This window comes from uncultured Streptomyces sp. (assembly GCF_947488945.1).
In the GTDB taxonomy this organism is placed as follows: Bacteria; Actinomycetota; Actinomycetes; order Streptomycetales; family Streptomycetaceae; genus Streptomyces.
In genome coordinates this window covers 26,818-45,933 of sequence record NZ_CANLBS010000031.1, presented here as the reverse complement: position 1 = coordinate 45,933, position 19,116 = coordinate 26,818, and the positions used below count along the sequence as shown (strand labels likewise).

The 19,116-nt window shown below is 75.3% G+C and carries 14 protein-coding genes; 3 read left to right on the top strand and 11 right to left on the bottom strand.

From position 1 onward, the window contains the following. Positions 1–25: 25 nt before the first annotated feature. The 3 genes from Q0994_RS31355 to Q0994_RS31345 all read right to left on the bottom strand — a co-directional run bounded on the left by Q0994_RS31355 (position 26) and on the right by Q0994_RS31345 (position 4,135). Positions 26–778: a maleylpyruvate isomerase family mycothiol-dependent enzyme gene (locus Q0994_RS31355; RefSeq protein WP_299541583.1), complete on the bottom strand. Its 753-nt coding sequence runs from the start codon at positions 776–778 to the stop codon at positions 26–28. Between the two features lie 302 nt (positions 779–1,080). Continuing rightward, entirely contained in the window at positions 1,081–2,589 is a 1,509-nt protein-coding gene (locus Q0994_RS31350) for a SulP family inorganic anion transporter (protein WP_299541581.1), read from the bottom strand. Positions 2,590–2,908: 319 nt separating this feature from the next. Further along, on the bottom strand, positions 2,909–4,135 hold the full coding sequence (locus Q0994_RS31345; protein ID WP_299541579.1) for an MFS transporter: 1,227 nt from the start codon (positions 4,133–4,135) through the stop codon (positions 2,909–2,911). Positions 4,136–4,256: 121 nt separating this feature from the next. On the opposite strand from Q0994_RS31345, the gene Q0994_RS31340 reads away from it, so the two are divergent. Next, on the top strand, positions 4,257–5,471 hold the full coding sequence (locus tag Q0994_RS31340; RefSeq protein WP_299541577.1) for an ROK family protein: 1,215 nt from the start codon (positions 4,257–4,259) through the stop codon (positions 5,469–5,471). A gap of 65 nt (positions 5,472–5,536) precedes the next feature. On the opposite strand, the gene Q0994_RS31335 is transcribed toward Q0994_RS31340, so the two are convergent. After that, positions 5,537–6,055 (bottom strand): ATP-binding protein, encoded by a 519-nt coding sequence (locus tag Q0994_RS31335; protein ID WP_299541575.1) that lies wholly within the window; start codon positions 6,053–6,055, stop codon positions 5,537–5,539. A gap of 260 nt (positions 6,056–6,315) precedes the next feature. Beyond that, a complete protein-coding gene (locus Q0994_RS31330) occupies positions 6,316–6,723 on the bottom strand; it encodes a hypothetical protein (RefSeq protein WP_299541573.1) in 408 nt (135 codons plus the stop codon). A gap of 220 nt (positions 6,724–6,943) precedes the next feature. Between Q0994_RS31330 and Q0994_RS31325 the strand changes: the two genes are divergently transcribed. Next, positions 6,944–8,077: a PLP-dependent cysteine synthase family protein gene (locus tag Q0994_RS31325; RefSeq protein ID WP_299541570.1), complete on the top strand. Its 1,134-nt coding sequence runs from the start codon at positions 6,944–6,946 to the stop codon at positions 8,075–8,077. A gap of 36 nt (positions 8,078–8,113) precedes the next feature. On the opposite strand, the gene Q0994_RS31320 is transcribed toward Q0994_RS31325, so the two are convergent. The 3 genes from Q0994_RS31320 to Q0994_RS31310 all read right to left on the bottom strand — a co-directional run bounded on the left by Q0994_RS31320 (position 8,114) and on the right by Q0994_RS31310 (position 12,174). Continuing rightward, positions 8,114–10,150 carry a hypothetical protein gene (locus tag Q0994_RS31320; RefSeq protein ID WP_299541568.1) on the bottom strand — a complete coding sequence of 679 codons (2,037 nt, stop codon included), beginning with the start codon at positions 10,148–10,150 and terminating at the stop codon, positions 8,114–8,116. Positions 10,151–10,648: 498 nt separating this feature from the next. Next, on the bottom strand, positions 10,649–11,101 hold the full coding sequence (locus Q0994_RS31315; protein ID WP_299541566.1) for an SRPBCC family protein: 453 nt from the start codon (positions 11,099–11,101) through the stop codon (positions 10,649–10,651). Positions 11,102–11,337: 236 nt separating this feature from the next. Continuing rightward, on the bottom strand, positions 11,338–12,174 hold the full coding sequence (locus Q0994_RS31310) for a DeoR/GlpR family DNA-binding transcription regulator (RefSeq protein ID WP_299541564.1): 837 nt from the start codon (positions 12,172–12,174) through the stop codon (positions 11,338–11,340). A 237-nt stretch (positions 12,175–12,411) separates the two neighbouring features. Between Q0994_RS31310 and Q0994_RS31305 the strand changes: the two genes are divergently transcribed. After that, positions 12,412–14,850, top strand: a complete 2,439-nt coding sequence (locus Q0994_RS31305) for a hypothetical protein (protein ID WP_299541562.1) — start codon at positions 12,412–12,414, stop codon at positions 14,848–14,850. Here Q0994_RS31305 and Q0994_RS31300 read toward each other — a convergent pair. The 3 genes from Q0994_RS31300 to Q0994_RS31290 form a co-directional block, all read right to left on the bottom strand. Beyond that, the gene (locus tag Q0994_RS31300) at positions 14,820–17,267 is read right to left on the bottom strand and encodes a right-handed parallel beta-helix repeat-containing protein (RefSeq protein WP_299541559.1); all 2,448 of its coding nucleotides are present in this window, start codon (positions 17,265–17,267) and stop codon (positions 14,820–14,822) included. The genes Q0994_RS31305 and Q0994_RS31300 overlap by 31 nt on opposite strands. 229 nt (positions 17,268–17,496) lie before the next feature. Next, positions 17,497–18,099: a hypothetical protein gene (locus Q0994_RS31295; RefSeq protein ID WP_299541557.1), complete on the bottom strand. Its 603-nt coding sequence runs from the start codon at positions 18,097–18,099 to the stop codon at positions 17,497–17,499. A gap of 198 nt (positions 18,100–18,297) precedes the next feature. Continuing rightward, the gene (locus tag Q0994_RS31290) at positions 18,298–19,116 is read right to left on the bottom strand and encodes an MOSC domain-containing protein (protein ID WP_299541555.1); all 819 of its coding nucleotides are present in this window, start codon (positions 19,114–19,116) and stop codon (positions 18,298–18,300) included.

Below are 19,116 nucleotides of genomic sequence, written 5' to 3'. Positions count from 1 at the left end.
GGCTGAGGTGAGCGCGGGCCACCGGTCACCAGGTGACCGCGGAGTTCTCCCGCCAGAGCCGGGCCAGCGCGGGATCGCCGGTGACCCGCACGGCCGTGAGCGGAAGCCGGTTCCACAGGGTCAGGCAGAGAGCCGCGGCCGTCCCGGTCAGCTCGCAGTCCGCCGGTGACGGCTGCTCGTAGCCGTCGTCCCGCGACGCCACGGGTGCGGCAGGCGACAGCCGCACGGTCCAGGCGGCGTCGGTGTCGGTGGCCCGGACCCGCAGCACCCGCCGGGACGGGGTGCGCACCCGGCTCTTCTCCCGCGCGTGGAAGGCCCGCAGCAGTTCGTCGATCCCGTCGACCGCGTGCGCAGCCTCCACCGGGGACACCGGGCCGTCGCAGGCGCTCTCCGCGTCCACCCGGTGCACCATGGTCTCGTGGAGCTGGCGGCGGGCCCAGAAGTCCCGCGGCGACGGTGCGGGCATGAACGTCCAGCACTCCAGGCCGTCCGGCGCGTCCCGCAGGGCCGCCACCAGCGCCGTGTGCCCCTCGTGGAAGTGGGCGAGCAACTCCTCGCCGTCCAGATCGGGTTCCGCGGCGGCCGGCACGAACGTCCGGTGGCCCTCGACGACGAAGGCGGTGGCCCAGCGGTGCACCGTCGTGGTGTGCCGGACGAGGTCGCGTACGGTCCAGCCGGGGCAGGTCGGCACGGGCGCCGCGGTTCCGGCCCGTGCCGCGGCGGCGCCGAGCAGCCGCCCTTCGTACTGGAGTCTGTCGATGCGCTCCGTGATCAGCATGGCGCCGATTCTGCCCACGGACGGTGGTGCCGACGCCCGTCTTGACCATATCGATGCAGGTCCCCGCGGGGCCGGCGGCCGGGGACGGCCGGTTCCGCCGGCCGGAACGTGCCCTCGGCGGCCGTGCGGGCGCACCGGACGTACGGACCGGCCCCGGCGACCGGGCCGAGGCGTACACCGCCAGGATCAGGTGCCACCCGCTGCCCGGTAGCCGGACGCGGCCCCGCCGGACACCACACCGGTCACGGCCCCGCCGGGCGAGCGCGGCGGCCGGCTTCCCCGTACCGCCGGGCGGCCTCGCCTCAGTGGCCGGTGAGCTCGCCGGTGAGCCGGGTGTGGAGGTCGGCGCTGGAGTCGTTCAGGCCGGTGATCTCCACTTTCTTGCCGCGCTGCCGGTACTTCTCCTCGACCGCGTCCAGCGCGGCCACCGAGGAGGCGTCCCAGATGTGGGCGGCGGACAGGTCGATGACCACCCGGTCCGGGTCGGCGGCGTAGTCGAACTGCCCCACGAGGTCGTTGGTGGAGGCGAAGAAGAGGGCGCCGGTGACGCGGTAGACCACGCTCCGCCCGTCCGGGGCGGCGACCGGGGTGACCAGGGCGAGGTGTGCGACGCGCCGGGCGAAGATGACCATGGCGGTCACGGAGCCGACCACCACGCCGATCGCCAGGTTCTCGGTGGCCACCACGCAGGCGACGGTGACCACCATGACGGCGATCTCGCCGGCCGGCATCCGCTTGAGGGTCTTCGGCGCGATCGAGTGCCAGTCGAAGGTGGCGAAGCACACCATCACCATCACCGCGACCAGCGCGGCCATCGGAATGTCGGAGACGAGGGGGCCGAAGACGACGCAGAGCACCAGCAGGAAGACCCCCGCGAGGAAGGTGGAGAGCCGGGTGCGCGCGCCTGAGACCTTCACGTTGATCATCGTCTGGCCGATCATGGCGCAGCCGCCCATGCCGCCGAAGAACCCGGTGACGATGTTGGCGATGCCCTGGCCGACGGACTCGCGGGTCTTCGAGGAGTGGGTGTCGGTGATCTCGTCCACCAGCTTGGCCGTCATCAGCGACTCCATGAGGCCCACTAGCGCCATCGCGAGCGCGTACGGGGCGACGGTGGTCAGCGTGTCCAGCGTGAACGGCACGTCGGGCAGGCCCGGCACGGGGAGCGAGGACGGCAGTTCGCCCTCGTCGCCGACGGTCGGCACCGCGATGCCGGCGGCCACCGTGATCGCGGTCAGCACCGCGATGGAGACCAGCGGGGCCGGTACCACCGTGGTGACCTTCGGGAACAGCACCAGCAGGGCCAGGCCGCCGGCCAGCAGCGGGTACACGGCCCACGGCACGTCGTGCATCTGCGGGACCTGTGCCAGGAAGATCAGGATGGCGAGCGAGTTGACGAAGCCCACCATCACGCTGCGCGGCACGAACCGCATCAGCTTGGCGACGCCGAGCGCGCCCAGCACGATCTGGAAGACACCGGCCAGGATCACCGCCGAGACCAGGTAGCCGAAGCCGTGTTCCCGGTTGAGGGGGGCGATCACCAGCGCCACCGCGCCGGTCGCCGCGGAGATCATCGCCCGGCGCCCGCCCACGACCGAGATGGTGACGGCCATGGTGAACGAGGCGAACAGGCCGATCGCGGGGTCCACCCCGGCGATGATCGAGAACGAGATCGCCTCGGGGATCAGGGCCAGACCGACGACGAGGCCGGCCAGGATCTCGGTGCGCCAGACCTTCGGGTCGGACAGCCAGTCGGGGCGCAGGGCGCGCAGCCGGGCGGCCGGGGCCGGGGCGGACGAGGGCGAGGACAAGAGCGGCACCTGTCGTGCTCGGGCACGTCCTGTCGTCGCCAGGGCGTGCGGAAGGGCGCGGGACGGCCGGCGGCCGTCCGGGGAGCCCGCGCGCGGCGGGCCGTGGGGTCGGTGGGAGGAGGCGGCGTACGGATACGGGCTCCGCGCCGGCGCACCGTACGGGCCCGGCGGGCCGCCGGTTGACGTCGCCGTGCGGCGACCGCCGTCCGGCCGGGGGCGTCGTCGGTCCCGGGCGGGCCGGTCCTCACCGTCGCGGAACTCTACCCGTCCCGCCGCGGCCGGCTCACCCCGTCCCGCCGGCCGGTCCCGCCGGAGGCGATCAGCCGTGCGCCGCGTTCCGGGCGCCCCAGCCCAGTACGGCGGAGACCGCCGCGAGCAACGTGACGGTGGTCAGGGCGAGGGGCAGGGTGAGTCCGTCGGCCAGGAAGCCGATGACGGGCGGGCCCAGCAGCATCCCGCCGTAGCCGAGCGTCGACGCGGCGGCGACGCCGCCCGGTCCGGCCAGCTCGCCCGCGCGACCGACGGCCACCGGGAAGATGTTGGCGAGGCCGAGGCCGGTGACGGCGAACCCGGCCAGCGCCAGGGGGACGGTCGGCGCGAGGGCGCCGAGCAGCATCCCGGCCGAGGCGATCGCTCCGCCCGCCACCAGGGTGCGGGTCTGGCCGAGCCGTTCCAGCAGGGCGGTGCCGCTGAGCCGGCCGATCGCCATGGCCAGGGCGAAGACGGAGTATCCGGCCGCCGCGACGCCGGCGCCCGCGTGCAGGTCCTGCGAGAGGTGCAGCGCACCCCACTCGGCCAGCGCCCCCTCGCCGTACGCCGTGCAGAGCGCGATCACGCCGAAGAGGACCACGATCCGCCGGACGTGCGGCGGGATACGGCGCGGCTGCGGGGCGGTGCCGGAGGGCTCCGGGGCGGCGGGCCCGATCGCGGCCGCCGCGTGGCGGAGCAGCAGGGGGCCCACGGCGGCGGTCACCGCGAGGCCGACGGCCGCCAGGGCGAACAGGTGGGTGCCGGGGGAGAGCCGGGAGGCGACGAGCCCGCCGAGCCCGGCGCCCGCCATGCCGCCGAGGCTGAACGCGGCGTGGAAGCTGGGCATCACCGGGCGCCGGAGCGTGGTGACGAGTTCGACCGCGGCGCTGTTGGCGGCGACGTTCATCCCGCCGTACGCGGCGCCGAAGAGCAGCAGCACCAGCCCCAGCGAGAGCGCCGAACGGGTCTGCGCGGGAAGGGCGATGGTCAACGGCAGCAGGACGCCGCAGACCACGACGACCGCGTGGCTGCCGTAGCGCCGGCAGAGCCGTCCGGTCAACACCATCGTGATCACCGCACCGGCGGAGACGCCGAGCAGGGCCAGGCCGAGGGTGGAGGCCGAGGCTCCGGTCTGGTGCTTGATGGCCGGGATGCGCACCACCCAGCCGGCGAAGAGGAAACCGTCGAGAGCGAAGAAGGCGGTCAGCGCGGCGCGGAGGCGTATCGCGGAGGCCGATGCGGTGTCTGCGCCGGATCCCCCCGATGAAACCGTCCGCAATTTGTTTAGTTGCGGCACAAAGTGAGGATAGGGGCCCCACCGCGGCAGGCGCAAGACGCCCACCCACGTGACCCGCGGCACGTGCCCGCCGCGCACCGGACCGCGCTGGGGCCGTCCGGATCATGGGAGACTCGCCCCCATGAACGGCAAGGTCACCACCGCCCGGACGAAACTGGAGAGAGGGCGCAGCGCGCTGGGCCCCGCCCTCGAACTGGTGCACACGGGACGCGCGCCCACGCGTGCCGTGCTGACGTCCGAACTCGGCGTCACGAGGGCGACCGCGGGCGCCGTCGCCGCCGAACTGGAGGCGCTCGGCCTCATCCGGGTCGACTCCAGCCCCGGCTCCGCGGCCGGTTCGCAAGGCCGCCCCTCGCACCGCCTCTCCGTGCAGGAGCGCGGCCCGGTCGCCCTCGCCGCCCAGGTCCACGGTGACGGGTACCGTGCGGCGCTGGTCGGACTGGGCGGCCGGATCGTCGCCACCGCTCCCAGCTGCGTCACGGTGATGGCCGACCCGGCGCAGGTGCTCGGCGAAGTCGTCGAAGCGGGTGCGCGCCTGCTCCGGGAGACCGGCCTGCGGTGCGTCGGCGCCGGCCTCGCGGTGCCGTCGGCGGTCGCCGAACCGGACGGCACCGCGCTCAACCCCCTGCACATCGCCTGGCCGCCCGGCGCCCCCGTCCGGGACATCTTCGCCGCCTGCGTCCGCGACGCGGGCATCGAAGGACCGGCGTTCACCGGCAACGACGTCAACCTCACCGCGCTCGCCGAGCACCGCCACGGGGCGGGCCGGGGCGCCCAGCACCTGCTCTGCGTGGCCACCGGACACCGGGGCGTCGGCGGCGCACTCGTCCTCGACGGCCGTCTGCACAGCGGGAGTTCGGGCCTGGCGCTGGAAGTCGGCCATCTGACGGTGAACGCCGAGGGCCGCCCCTGCCACTGCGGCGGACGCGGCTGCCTCGACGTCGAGACCGACCCGCTGGCCTTCCTGGTGACCGCCGGGCGGCGACCCGGCCCCGAGGAGTCCCTGCTGAAGCAGGCGGGCGCGCTGCTGCGCAACGAGTACGAGGACGCGGGCGTGCGCCGGGCCTCCGAGACCCTCATCGACCGGCTGGGGCTGGGGCTCGCCGGCCTGGTCAACATCCTCAACCCGGACCGGATCATCCTCGGCGGACTCCACCGGGACCTGCTCGACGCCGATCCGGAGCGGCTGCGCGCCGTGGTCGCCGACCGCAGCCTCTGGGGACGCAGCGGCAGCGTGCCGATCCTGCCCTGCACCCTGGACCACAACAGCCTGGTGGGCGCGGCGGAACTGGCCTGGCAGCCGGTGCTCGACGATCCGCTGGCCGCCCTCGCCTGACGCCGGCGCACAGCGCCGCGGGCCGGACGCCGACCCTGAAGGCGGCGTCCGGCCCGCGGACCGCGTCAGCCGACGACGGCCTTGCCCGACGGGAAGTCCGCGCCGATCGCCGCCCCGGTGTGCCGGTCGCCGAACGGCCCGTCGGTCATCGACCCGTACACCGCGAGCGGTGGCAGCGTCGAGGTCCCGCACGCGGCGGGCAGGGTGAACCAGACGACCTTGCCCGCGTCGCTGATCGGTCTGGCGCCCCAGCTCTCGCTGACGGCCGCGATCAGCGCCAGGCCCCGGCCCGAGGTGGCGAACGACTCCGCCTCGTTGACCGTGGGCAGGCGCGGGTCGTGGTCGTGGACGGACACCGTCAGCCGGTCGAGCAGCAGCTCGATCTCGACGGTGCAGGACTTGTCCGGCTCCGCGTGCCGGTGGACATTGGTCAGAAGCTCGGTGACGCCCAGGGCGGCATGGTCGATCAGTGCGTCGAGATGCCAGTAGCGGAGTTGGGCGGAGAGGATTCTGCGGACCTGACCGATCCGCGACGGCAGGGCCTGGAGCTCCACCGCGCAGTGCCTGCTTGGCTCGCTGATCACGGCTGCGACTCCCCGAAATAGGTCCGGAAGAAGACGGAGGAACGGATCCAGCATGTGGCTGGCTGCTGTTCTGGGTCTGCTCTTGGTCCGTCGCCCCGAGCGCACCGGTCATGATCGCTGAGTGACCGCCGGTGAACCTCGGGTGACGTGTGTCCAGCGTCACTCAGGGGGTACCGCTCCGCAACTCGCGGTGTGCGCGCGGCGCCCGGTGCACGGACGGCGGGCACCGGGGGGAGGGCGCGGCCCGGTGGTCCGTTCCCTCACCGGGCGGTCTCCGGGCCCGCGGCGGACCGCTCCGGCAGCCCGCGGGCGCTGCGCAGCACCTCCAGGAAGTGGCGCAGCGGAGCGACGCCGTCGCGCCGGCGTCCGCGCTGCCCCATGGTCAGCCGGTACCGCACCCCGTTGACGCGCGCCACGATCGAGTCGGCGGTGGAGAAGAACCACCGTCTGCCGGTGCTCACCGTGTGCACGGGCGCGCTGTCGATCTCCCGGCCGTTGCTCGTCAGGAGCGCCAGCCGGCCGTCCTTCACGACCACTTGGCCGGCGCGGGTGAGCGAGCGGGCCCACCGCTCGATCCGCACCCCGCGTGCGCTGAACTCGACCCCCGGCGCCACTCCGCCGACCCCTTCGTACTCCGCCTCGCGCGCGCTGAACCCGACGTCCGACATGGCGGCCCCGCCCCCTTCGTACCGAATGCTGCCCCCGGCAGCATGCCCATCCGCGCCCCGCTTCAACAACGCGTCCCGGCGCCGATCCCCTCGGGACCGTCCCGGCCGCGCCCGTTCCGGTGTCCAAGGCCGGCCCATAGATCGTCCAAGTCATCGTTTGCCCAGGTAGGGGGGCTACCTTGGGCGGGAACCATGGGGCGCACGAACAGGAGCCGGGCTGATGGACACCAGTGGGCACGGAGGCGACGGCGGGACCGCGGTGACGGTCGACGTCGACCGCAGCGATCCCGGGCACCGGGCCTGGCTCAAGGAGGCGGTCCGCAAGGTCCAGGCGGACGCCAACCGGTCCGCCGACACGCACCTGCTGCGCTTCCCGCTGCCGGAGGCATGGGGCATCGACCTGTACCTCAAGGACGAGTCCACCCATCCCACGGGCAGTCTCAAGCACCGCCTGGCCCGCTCGCTGTTCCTCTACGGGCTCTGCAACGGCTGGATCCACCGGGACAAGCCGGTCATCGAGGCGTCCAGCGGTTCGACCGCGGTCTCGGAGGCGTACTTCGCCAAGCTCATCGGCGTCCCGTTCATCGCCGTGATGCCGCGCACCACCAGCCCGGAGAAGTGCCGTCTGATCGAATTCCACGGCGGCACGTGCCACTTCGTGGACGACCCGCGCACCATGTACCAGCGGTCAGCCGAGCTCGCCGCCGAGACCGGCGGCCACTTCATGGACCAGTTCACCTACGCCGAGCGGGCCACGGACTGGCGCGGCAACAACAACATCGCCGAGTCGATCTACCAGCAACTGCGTCTGGAGCGTTACCCGGAGCCCGCCTGGATCGTCGCGACGGCCGGTACCGGCGGGACGTCGGCGACCATCGCCCGCTACGTCCACTACATGCAGTACGACACCCGGATCTGCGTACCCGACCCGGAGAACTCCTGCTTCTTCGACGGCTGGACCCGGCACGACCCGCTGGCCACCAGCGACCGGGGCTCGCGCATCGAGGGCATCGGCCGCCCCCGGATGGAGCCGAGCTTCGTGCCGGGGGCCATCGACCGGATGATGAAGGTGCCCGACGCCGCGTCCGTCGCGGCCGTACGCGCCCTGGACCGCGCCATCGGACGCAAGGCGGGCGGCTCCACCGGCACCGGGCTGTGGAGCGCGTTCACCCTGGTCGCCGAGATGCTGGCGACCGGCACCACCGGCAGCGTCGTCAGCCTCCTCTGCGACCCGGGCGACCGCTACCTCGACAAGTACTACTCCGACGACTGGCTGGCCCGCCAAGGGCTCGACATCGCACCCCACACCGCGACGATCGGGACGTTCCTGGAGACGGGCGGCTGGCCGCGCTGACCCACCGGGGCGCGGCCCGCCGCGCCCCGGCCGGGCTCACTCCACCGCGGGCAGCGTGGAGCCGTCGGGCAGCAGCGACGTCAGCCGCACCCGCGCGTCCTGCGGCGCCCGCACGGCGAGCGTCGTCCCCTCCGCCCTCGCGGTCACCGCCCCGGACGCGTCGATCCGGCGCACCGCACGGCTGCCGGCCGCCAGCACGTACCAGTCGCCCGCCGGCGACCGCCAGTGCGTCCCGGCCAGCACGTGCTGGCCGAACCGGCTGCACAGCGCGGTGTCCTGACGGTCCGCCACCACCGCCGCCGGGGACTTCGCGGAGGCCCCGGGCCGGACGAACTGCACCAGCACCCGCCCCGGCCCCCGCCAGGTGTCCGCCCGGGTGCACACCCACGCGGCGGGCTCCGGGGTGCCGGGCAGCCGCTGACGGGCGAACTCCCAGTTGTTGACCGCCCGCACCCCCGAACCGCTCAGCGCCCGCAGCGAACAGGCGGTGCGGGACCAGCCGGCCAGCGCCTCGGTCCCGGTCGCCTCGCGCGGCTGACGGGCGGGCTGCCCGGCGCCGGGCGCCGGGGTGTGGGTGAGGTGCACCGGCGTCAGGTCACCGAGGTCCGTGACGAGGAACGCGTGCTTCTCCACGATCTCCCCGGACGAGCGCAACTGCACCGCGGGCCACGCGTCGCAGCCGCCGTCCGCACCCGGCCTGCCCACTGCCGCGGTCACCCCGTCCGGCCCCACCCCGAGCGGCCGCGCGGGCGTGTCCGGGGCCAGCAGGTCGCGGGTCGACGACTCCGCGATCCACGGGGCCAGCAGGAACCGCCCGGCCGCACCGGTGCGGCTGACGACCAGCGCCGCCGCCGTCGTCACGTCGGCGTCGTCCACCCGCGCGAAGTCCAGCGCCGCGGAGTCCGCGCCCGAGCGCCGCCCGGCCGGCTCGGCGTAGCGCACCACCCGCACCCCGCCGTCGTGGAAGAGCACCACCGCGGCCCCGTCCACCTCGCCCGCGTACAGCAGCCTCGGCGGCTGGACCGGCGGGGCCGTCGACGCGCCCGGAGTGGTGGTCACCGCTGCGCCGGCGGGCCTGCGCGCCCACGTCCGCAGCGCCCGGCCCAGTAGTTCCCGGTCGTCGGCACGGTCGCCGCGCGGCGCCCAGGCGGTGAAGTCGACGCGCGAGGTGTCCGCCCACTGTCCGGCGGGCGCCCGCAGCAGCCGCCCGGGGTCCAGCGCCGCCGCCACCTCGGCGGGTACGCCCGCGAGCGGGGTGTACGCGCCGACGCCCGTACCGGACGGCGACGGCCCCTCGCCGCGCCCGGCCGACACCGCGAGGACGCCGGCCACCGCGCACAGGGCCACGGCAGCGGCGGCCGCCCGCATCCGGTGCCGGCGCCGCAGCAGGTCGCTCGGGCGCGTCTGGACCGTACACGGGTCGAACTCGGGGGAGCGGAGCATCGCCGCGACCGCCGCGTGGTCCGCACCGCCGACGGACGCCGCCGCCCGCACCGCTCCCGCCGGGTCGCGGGCCCCCGCCTCGCCGAGCAGGGCCCGCGCCCCGTCGTCGTCCAGGCTCTCCAGCAGCCGCAGCGCCAGCGCCGCCCGCACCGCGGCGGGCACTTCCGACAGGGCGCGGTCCAGCGCGAGTTCGTCGGCCCCGCCGGCCCGGGGGAACAGCCGCAGGCCCCGGACGACGGGGACGGCGGGCCGCAGGGCGGCCGGCGCCGGCAGCCGCTCCGGCCACCAGCCCGGCCGGCGCTCGTACGCCAACGCGGCACGGAGCACCCGCAGACGCATCCAGGCGTACGCGGAGGCGGGGCCGCCGGTCTGCCCGGACGCGTCCGACGGGACGCCGGACCGCTGGGCGGGCACGGCCGCAGGCGGCCTCGGGGCGGCGCGCGGCCCCGGCAGGGCGCGCTGCACCGCCGCATGGGCGGCCAGCACCCTGCGGTGCCGTCCGAGGGACGGCGGCAGCACGAGGTGGGCCAGGCGGACGAGGCGCGGGTAGTGCTCGACGAGCGCTGCCTCGGCCTCCTGCACGCCGAGGCGTCCGCCGGTACCGGAGGAGCGGGCGGGGGAGAGCGGCATGGGAGGGAGCCTTCCTGAGCCGTGGGGCGGTAACCGTCACTCCGGCAAACGAGTCAATGGTGTGACGGTCACATCACCCGTGGCGGTCGGAGCGGGCGCACGGGTCGCGTGACGTACGCCCGGCGTGCGCGGAGCACGTTCCGGGGCCCGAGCAAGCGCCGCCGCCACCGGGATGCCTCGGGCACCGGGCGTGCGCCCCGGCGCGCACCTGCCCCCGCGCGCGGCGCGTGCGCCGTGTGCACGCTGGCTCGGTGCGCGGGGGACGGCGGGAAGGGCAGGCGTAGGAGGCCGAAAGCTACGGGGCGCAGCGGGCGGGGCGGGGCCGGGCGGTTCGGGCGGGGGAGGGGCCGATGGTTCCGGCGACACCGGAGTGACGGTTCGTCGGGTGGACGGGCGCGGCCCGACGTCACTCGTCGGTCCCGCTCCGCTTCCCCTGGCCCGTCACGCCCGCCGGTCCCGCCCCCCTGCCCGGTCACGCCCGCCGGTCCTTCTCGCGGGTCACCCCCGGCGGTCCCCCAGCAGCCCGTCGAGGACCCGGCCGAACACCCGGCGGCCGGACGCCGCGATCAGCGGGTCGGTCCAGCGGGCCAGTCGGCGGAGTCTGCGGACCCCGAGCTCCTCCACCCAGACCACATGGGAGCCGGACCCGGTCGGCACCACGTCGATGGAGGCCCGGCCGAGGACCGTGCCGCCGCGCTTTTCCAGCAGGCAGAGGCCGGCCCGCCCCGCCTCCGGCGGCGTCCAGCGCACCACCTCCATCGGGTCGTCGAATCCGAGGGGGCCCATGCCCGTCCGGGCCACGACGATGCTCCCGGGGCCGACCGGCGGGCCGGGGGACACCGTGACGGAGGTGAGCGGGACGAACGCGCCGTGGCGCTCCCAGTCGGTCACCCGCCGCCAGGCCTCGGCCGGGGGGAGGGGAGTGAAACGCTCGATGCGGAAGACGGCCACACCATGATCCTAGGACCTGCCGCGCACCGGCCACCGTTGCGAAACCTGTGCGAACGACGGGCCGGAGTGCGCCAAGCGGAGCGTGCGCCCCCTTTGGCGTCGGAACCCTCGTCCCGCATCGCGCGGCCCGCCACCGCACCCCGGGCCCGCGTTCGCCTGCGCCCGCCGCCCGTCAGCCTCGTACCGCGTCAGCCTCGTACCGCGTCAGCCTCGTACCGCGTCAGCCTCGTACCGCGTCAGCCCCGTGCCGGACCCGGGCCGGTGTCGTCGCCGACGACCAGCAGGCCCGGCAGCCGCTCCTCGATCTCCGCCCGTGCCTCGTCGGAGAGCCCCGCGTCCGTGACGAAGGTGTCCACCTCGTCGAGCGAGGCGAACGAACTCAGTCCCACCGTCCCCCACTTGGTGTGGTCGGCGACCACCACCACCCGGCGGGCGGCCCGCACCAGCCGCCGGTTGGTCTCCGCCTCGGCGAGGTTCGGGGTGGAGAGCCCGGCCTCCGCGGAGATGCCGTGCACCCCGAGGAACAGGACGTCGAAGTGGAGCGAGGAGATGGCCCGGTCCGCCACCGGCCCCACCAGCGAGTCGGACGGCGTCCGCACCCCGCCGGTCAGCACCACGGTGGCGGCGCCCGGGGGCAGCTCGCCGCCGGACCGGGCCTCGTGGAAGACGTCCGCCACCGGCACCGAGTTGGTCACCACCGTGAGGCCGGGGACGTCCAGCAGATGCCGGGCCAGGGCGTACGTCGTCGTGCCGCCCGACAGCGCCACCGCCCCGCCCGGCGCCACCATCGACGCGGCGGCCCGCGCGATCTGCTCCTTGGCGCCCTGCTCCAGCGCCGACTTCGCCTCGAAGCCCGGCTCGTGGGTGCTGGCCTCGGCCACCGGGACCGCACCGCCGTGCACCTTCTCCAGGACGCCCTGACGCGCCAGCGCGTCCAGATCCCGTCGCACGGTCATGTCGGAGACGTTCAGCCGCCGGGTCAGCTCGTTGACCCGGGCTCCGCCCCGCCTGCGTACCTCGTCGAGGATCAAGGCACGCCGCTGCTCCGCGAGCAGGTTCTGATTCTCGCTCAACGCGGTGCCCGGTCCTTCCCTCTGGCGGTGGGGCCCCGCACCGGCGCGCGAAGCCCTTTCATCCTGCCACGCGCCCCGGTCCGCGGTGCCACTGGGGAGATTCGGTGAGACCTCGCCGCGAACGGGCCGGATCCGCGATTCTGGAGGCCCGCACCCCGTCCGCCGGACCGGCGCGGTCACGTTCGCCCCCGCCGCGGCCGCCGCGGAGCCGGGCCGTCCAGAGAGCGAGTCACGCCCTTGCCCCCTGCCACCCAGGCCCCACGCGCCACCGGGGCCGCGCTGGAACTGCTCGTCCACGGCGTCGGGGGCACCACCCCGCAGGAGATGCTGAACGACCCCCGCACGGTCCGGGTCACCGGCGACAACACGGCGGCGATATACCGGTGCGCCGAGGACGTCGAGGCCGAACACCGCGCGGACCGGCCCGGCGACCGGCCGATCGCGGAGGCCTACTGCTGGTCCAATCTCACCTCCGGCAACGGCTCCCGTGCCCTGTGGCTGCTGCTCCTGCCGTTCATGGTCGTCAACCTCGCGCACTGGATGCGCCCGCCGGCGCGCGGACGGGCCCGTGCGGTGCGCGTGTACGGGGTGCTGGTGCGACTGGTGGCGCTGAGCCTCACCGTGCTGCTGACGGCCGCCGCCTGCGAGGTGGCGCTGGACCTGGTGGCCTGGCAGTGCGCCGGCACCCCCGCCTGCTCGGACCGGCGGTCCTGGCTCGGCTTCCTCTCCTCGGCGCAGGGCGGCTGGTGGTCGCAGCCGGGCCGTCGCCTCGCGCTCGCCTCGGTGGTCCCGGCCGCCCTCGTCGGCCTGCTCTGGATCCTCTCCCGCCGCACCTGGAGCGCGTACGAGACCCAGCGCCCGCTCACCGGCGCGGACCCGGAAGCCGCGCCCGCCGACGCACACGCGCCCGCCGGCCCGGACGCCGCCGCCGGCTCTCCCCGCGCGGTCCGCTCCGCGCTCGCCCGGCCCGGCTTCTGGTACGGCCGCCGCATCGTCGCCCGGCTGCGGGCCGCCCACACCGCCGCCGGGCTGCTCACCGTCGCCGCGGCGCTCCACCGGGCCGTCGTGGAACACGACCGCGCCGAGGGCGGCCCGCTGTCCACCGCGCCGGGCACCGCGCTCCAAGCGGCGCTGGCGGTCTGCGCCCTGGCGGTCGTCATCCTGGTCTGCCGCAGGGGCCGCAGCGAACGCCGCCTCGACGACCGTCTGGACCGGACCGCGGTCACCGCGCTGCCCGCCGGCGCGGCCCTCCTGCTGCTGGCGGTGGCCGTGCACGCGGCGTGGTCGCGGCCCGGCTGGGCCTCGTCCGGCACGCTGCCCGGCGAGACCTCCTTCCGGGCCCTCACCCTGGCGCAGGGCGCCCTCGTGGTCGCCCTCGCGGCCGTCGCCCACCACCTCCACCGGCGGGCCGCCGGCCCCCGCACCGCGCTGCGCGGGCTGGGCGGCCCCGCCGTCGCGATGCTCGCCTGCGCCCTGGCCGGGGTGATGACCGGCGGCGTCGCCCAGCGCGTCGGCGACTGGCTCGACGGACCCGGCACCCCCGGCATGGGCCACGGCTCGGCCATAGGCGGACCACCGGTGCTGCTGAGCTGGCAGGCGTCCGTCCTGCCCGTGCTGCTGCTGGTCCTGCTCGTCCCCGTGCTCGTCCTCGCCCTGCGCACCCTCGGGGCCGCCCGCCGGTCGGAACCGGCCGTGGAGGCCGAGTACGCCGACGAGTCGCGCGGCGGCCGGCCCGACGCCGACCGCACCCGGCGGATCGCCACCACCCGGGCCGCCGCCGCGCTCACCGACTCCGCGCCCGTCGTCGTCGGCCTGATCTCCGCCGCCACCCTGCTGCTCGGCGCGGCGGCCGTGGCGGGTTCCTGGGCCACCGGGCAGGTGCCCGGACTGGCGATGGACGGCAGCGGCCCGTTCCTCGAATCGGCCGCCGAGGCCGCCCAGTCCACCGGCTCCTGGATGGTGGGCTTCGGCTTCGTCCTCTTCGTCGCCTCCGGGCGCCGCGCCTACCGCGACCCCGCCGCCCGCCGCACCATCGGCATCCTCTGGGACGTCGGCACCTTCTGGCCGCGGGCCGCCCACCCCTTCGCCCCGCCCTGCTACGCCGAGCGGGCCGTCCCCGACCTCGCCTCCCGGATGGCGTCCTGGACCGGCGCGACCGGCGGACGGCTCGTCATCTCCGGCCACTCGCAGGGCAGCGTGCTGGCCGCGGCTGCCGTCTGGCAACTGCCCGCCGCCACCCGCCGCCGCGTCGCCCTGCTCACCTACGGTTCACCCGTGGAACGCCTCTACGGACGCTGGTTCCCGGCTTACTTCGGCCCCGCCGCCCTGCGCGGACTGCACGCCTCGGTGCACTGCTGGCGCAACCTCTGGCGGGCCACCGACCCCATCGGCGGTCCCGTCAGGATCGACGGGGGCGACGGCCCCGGGATCGACCGCGGCCCGCTCAAGGACCCGCTCACCCACGGCCGCACCCCGCAACACCCGCTGCCCGCACCGATTCTGGGCCACTCCGACTATCGGGCCGACCCGGCGTTCGCCGAGGAGCGTGCCGCCCTCCTCGGCCGGCTCGGCCCCGCCGTGCCCCGCCAGGGCGCCGGGAACGGGCCCGGTGCCGACGAGCGGGCCGGGCGGCCGGACACCGGTGCTCAGGGCAGCTCCGGGAGGTCCTCCGGGTAGAGCATCGTCAGATCGTCGGTGCTGGTGGCGGGCAGCTGGGCGACCCGGCCGGCGTGCCGCTCCACCATCGACTCGAACGTCTGACGGGCAGTGCGGCCGTTGCCGAACGCGGGGCCCTTGGGCAGTTCCGTGAAGTACTTCAGCAGCGCGTCGGCCGTCCCCTCGGCGAGGGTGTACTCGTGCTCCTCCGCCTGCTGCCCGATGATCCGCAGCAGCTCGTCGGGCACGTAGTCGCTGAAGGTGATGGTGCGGGAGAAGCGCGACGCCACACCGGGGTTGACGGTGAGGAACCGCTCCATCTCGGCGGTGTAGCCCGCGACGATCACCACGACCGCGTCGCGGTGGTCCTCCATCAGCTTCACCAGCGTGTCGATGGCCTCCCGGCCGAAGTCCCGCCCGGAGTCCTCCGGCGACAGCGCGTACGCCTCGTCGACGAAGAGCACCCCGCCGCGTGCCCGGTCGAACGCCTCCTGCGTCCGGATGGCGGTCGAACCGATGTGCTCACCCACCAGATCGACGCGGGACACCTCCACCAGATGCCCGTGCTCCAGCACCCCGAGGGAGTGCAGGATCTCGCCGTACAGCCGGGCCACCGTCGTCTTGCCGGTGCCGGGGGAGCCGGTGAAGACCAGGTGGCGGCGGACCGACGCGGCCTTGAGCCCGGCCTCCTTGCGGCGCCGGCCGATCTCGATCATGTCGGTGAGCGCCCGCACCTCGCGCTTGACGCTCTCCAGCCCGACCAGGGCGTCGAGTTCGCCGAGCACGTCCGCGGAGTCCCGGGCCGGTGCCGCCGGTGCCGGCGGAGCGGCGGACGGCGGCGCGGGGTCCGCGCCGCGCGGCGCCGGCAACGCGCCGAGCAGCCCGCCCCCGGCCGTCTGGGTGGCCGTCAGCACCGGCGGAGCGACGGGAGACCCGCGCAGCGCGCTCTCGTCGCTGGTGCAGTCCTCCGCGACCGGGCCGTTGCCGCCCGCGCCGCCGTCGCCGGACGCCCCCTCGGGGAACTCGTAACCGCCCCGCGCGCAGCGCTCGGTACGGCACCGGGTCAGCGTGGTGCGGCAGCCGTCCATCACGTGGAAGCCGTATCCCTCGCTGCCGGTGACCCGGCAGTCGTGGAAGGTGCCGCGGCCCTCCGCGGAGACGTAGAACCCGGCTTCGGCCGGGCCGGTCACCGTGCAGCGCTCGATCGTCGGGTCGGCGCCCTTGGTGACGATGACCCCGGTCTGCGCGCTGTCGATCGTGCAGTTGTTCAGGGTTCCGCCGCTGCCGTGGTCCCGGAACCAGGCGCCCGTCGACGCCTCCCGGATGCGGCAGTCGTCCAACTGCGCGGTGGCGCCGTCGCTCACCGACACCGCGGTGTTGCGGATCTGCGAGAGGTCGCTGTCCACGACGTCCGCCCGGGAGCCCCGGTCCAGCACGAACAGGGCGTCGGGGACGTCGTGCACCCGGCAGGCGTCCAGTATCACCGTCGCCCCGTCGCTCACCCACACCGCCGGATAGTCGCCCGTGCTGTCGTGGATCTCGCACTGGTTGGCGTCCACCCGCGTCCCCGGGTCCCACACCGACAGACCGTTGCGGCCGAACCGCCGGACCGTCGAACGGGTCAGCGTCAGCACCGACCGCGACCGCAGGTCGATCGCGTTCTCCGGGATGTCGTGGATGTCGCAGTCCGCCAGCGTCAGCACCGCGTCGGTGTCCAGGGTGACCCCGTCCCCGGAGGTGCGGTGCACGTTGCACTCGGTGAGATGGGCCGACGAACGGGCCGTGACCTGCACCCCGCTGCCCTTGACCTCGTAGATCTCGCAGCCCACGGCCTCCAGGCCGCTGCCCTCGCCGGTGACGCTCAGCCCCGCCCCCGACGCGTGGTGCACGCGGCACCGCTCCAGCCGGGGGCGCGCCCCGTCCCGCACCGAGACGCCGGACTGCCCGGCCGACACGACCTCGCACTCCTCGAACACCCCGCCGCCGCCGTCCAGCACGGCGATGCCGACGCCCGCCGGGTTGTCGACCGTGCACCGGCGCACCGAGGGCCTGCCCGCGCCCCGCACCTCGATGCCCGCAGCCGACCGCGTCACGATCCGCAGATCCGTCAGTTCCGGCGTGCCGTCTTCGATCAGGACCGCGGGGGCCGCCGAGTCCTGCCCCTCGATGTGCAGGTCGTGGATGGTGGCGGAGGCCCGGACGGTCAGCGGCACGCCGTCCACCGGAGCGATCCGGACGGACCCGACGGAGCCCTCCGGTCCGCGCAGCGTCACCGTCCGCCGGACGACGAGATTCTCCCGGTAGGTGCCGGGGGCGACGGTCAGGACGTCCCCCTCGGCCGCGGCCTCCAGGGCCGCGGAGAGCGAGGCGTACTCGCCGGTGCGGCGCCGCCATCGCGATGTGCCGGTGTGCGTCACCTGGACCGTGCCCTGTGCCATGGCGCTGCTCTGCCCCCACCTCGTGCTGTGTGCGACCCCTCGTGTCCGTGCCCGCCGCGCGCGCACGCCCGAGCCGTCGTAGCCCCGGGGGCGGCGACGTTCGCGGGCCCGCCGGCCGAGGGAGACGGGCGGTCCGCTCCACCGTAGCGCGCGCGGGGACCCGCAGTTGACTGGTCCCTCCACGAACCCCCTGATGGGGTGCGCGGTACGGGAGGGCGATTCCCTTTTGTCAGCAGCCGGTTCCGGCTCTGCCCCAGTCGGGTCCGACGGACGCCCAGGCCCGGTCCAGCCGTTCGTGCCTGCGGCGGACCATGCCCCGCAGAAGCAGTCTGCGCCCCGCCTCCACGCCGCCCGCCGTCAGCAGCAGCGCACCGAGACCGGCCAGCACCGCGTGGGTGTGCGCCGTGGGCGCGTCCATCGGGCGCACCGCCGGGGCGCCCCGGTCGTCGGTCCAGACCGCGATGCGCGAACCCGGCGTCCGGGGGGCGGACCCGGTGGGCACCGTGCCGGTGCGCGTCGATCCGTCCGGGGTCTTCCAGCGGGCGACCACCGTGCTGGTGACAGCCGTCGCGCCCGCCTCGGGATCACCCGCGAAGCCGGCCGGGCGGGCCCGGGACACGACGACGCCGGGGACCAGGTGGCGGTGCAGGCGCTGGGCGCGGACGGCGTCGAGCAGCACCGCGTCCGTCGCGGCCCCGGCGCGCCAGGCGGCCACCGGGGCGACGCACACCATCAGCAGCAGCGCCACGAGCGCCAGCCACGCCTCGTGACGGTCGGTGGCACGGCGCAGGGGGTTGTGCCGCCAGCGCCAGACTCCGAGAACGGTCCGCATGGGAACGCACCCCCTTCTCCGTCCGTGATAACCCGACCCGGCCGCTTTCGGCTGCCGGACCGGCGAAGAGAGAGCAACCTCACTCCGCGCGGGGCCCGGTGGGCGCCGCGCGGTGGCCGCAGCGAGCGGCGGAGTGGGCAACGGCCCCCGCAAAGAGGCGCGTTGCGCGGTGTGCCGGTCCTGCCCGGGGGCGGGACCTCAGTCCAGGACCCGTACCGGGTCGCCGGCCCGGACCGTCCCGGTGCCGTCCGGGATCAGGTTCTGCCCGAAGACCAACTGCGCTCCCCGCCTGCGGTGCCGGGCGAGCGTGCGCAGCGGCTCCTTGCCGCGCGCGGCCGTGCGCTGGTCGGTGGTGGTGACGACACACCGGCCGCACGGCTTCACCACCCGGAACGGCACGTCGCCGACGGTGATCCGCCGCCAGCCGTCCTCCTCCCACGGCTCGGTGCCCTCCACCACGAGGTTCGGCCGGAACCGGTCCATCGGCAGCGGGCCCTCGTCCGGGTGGTCCCCGTCGGCGATCAGGGTGTTCAGCGCGTCGAGCGAGGCGACCGCGGTGAGCAGCAGCGGGAAGCCGTCGGCGAGGCTGACCGTCTCGCCGGGGCGTCCGTACGCGGGGTCGACGGGTCTCCGGTACGACGGCGCGTCCTGGTGGACGAGCCGGACCTCCGTCCCGAGGAACGCGCCGAGCCACGCGTGGGCGGCCGGACCCGCCTCCACGACGTCGAACTTCTTCCCGTGCAGCTCCACGGGGAGCGCGGCGACCGGATCGGGCACCGGGACCGTCAGCGGCTCGTGACCCGGCGCCGTGACCACGACCCCTCCGTCCGGCAGCGCTCGCGCCGACAGCAGCGCCAGGCGCGGCTGCTGACGCTGCGTCACCGCACGGTCCGCCGCGTCGACCAGCATCCAGCGGCGGTCGCCGGCGAGTCCCCATGGCTCGACGGCGGCCTCACGCACGGATCGCGCGGCCAGTGACTTGACGGGATGGACGTGAACGGACCGGAGTGCAGACAT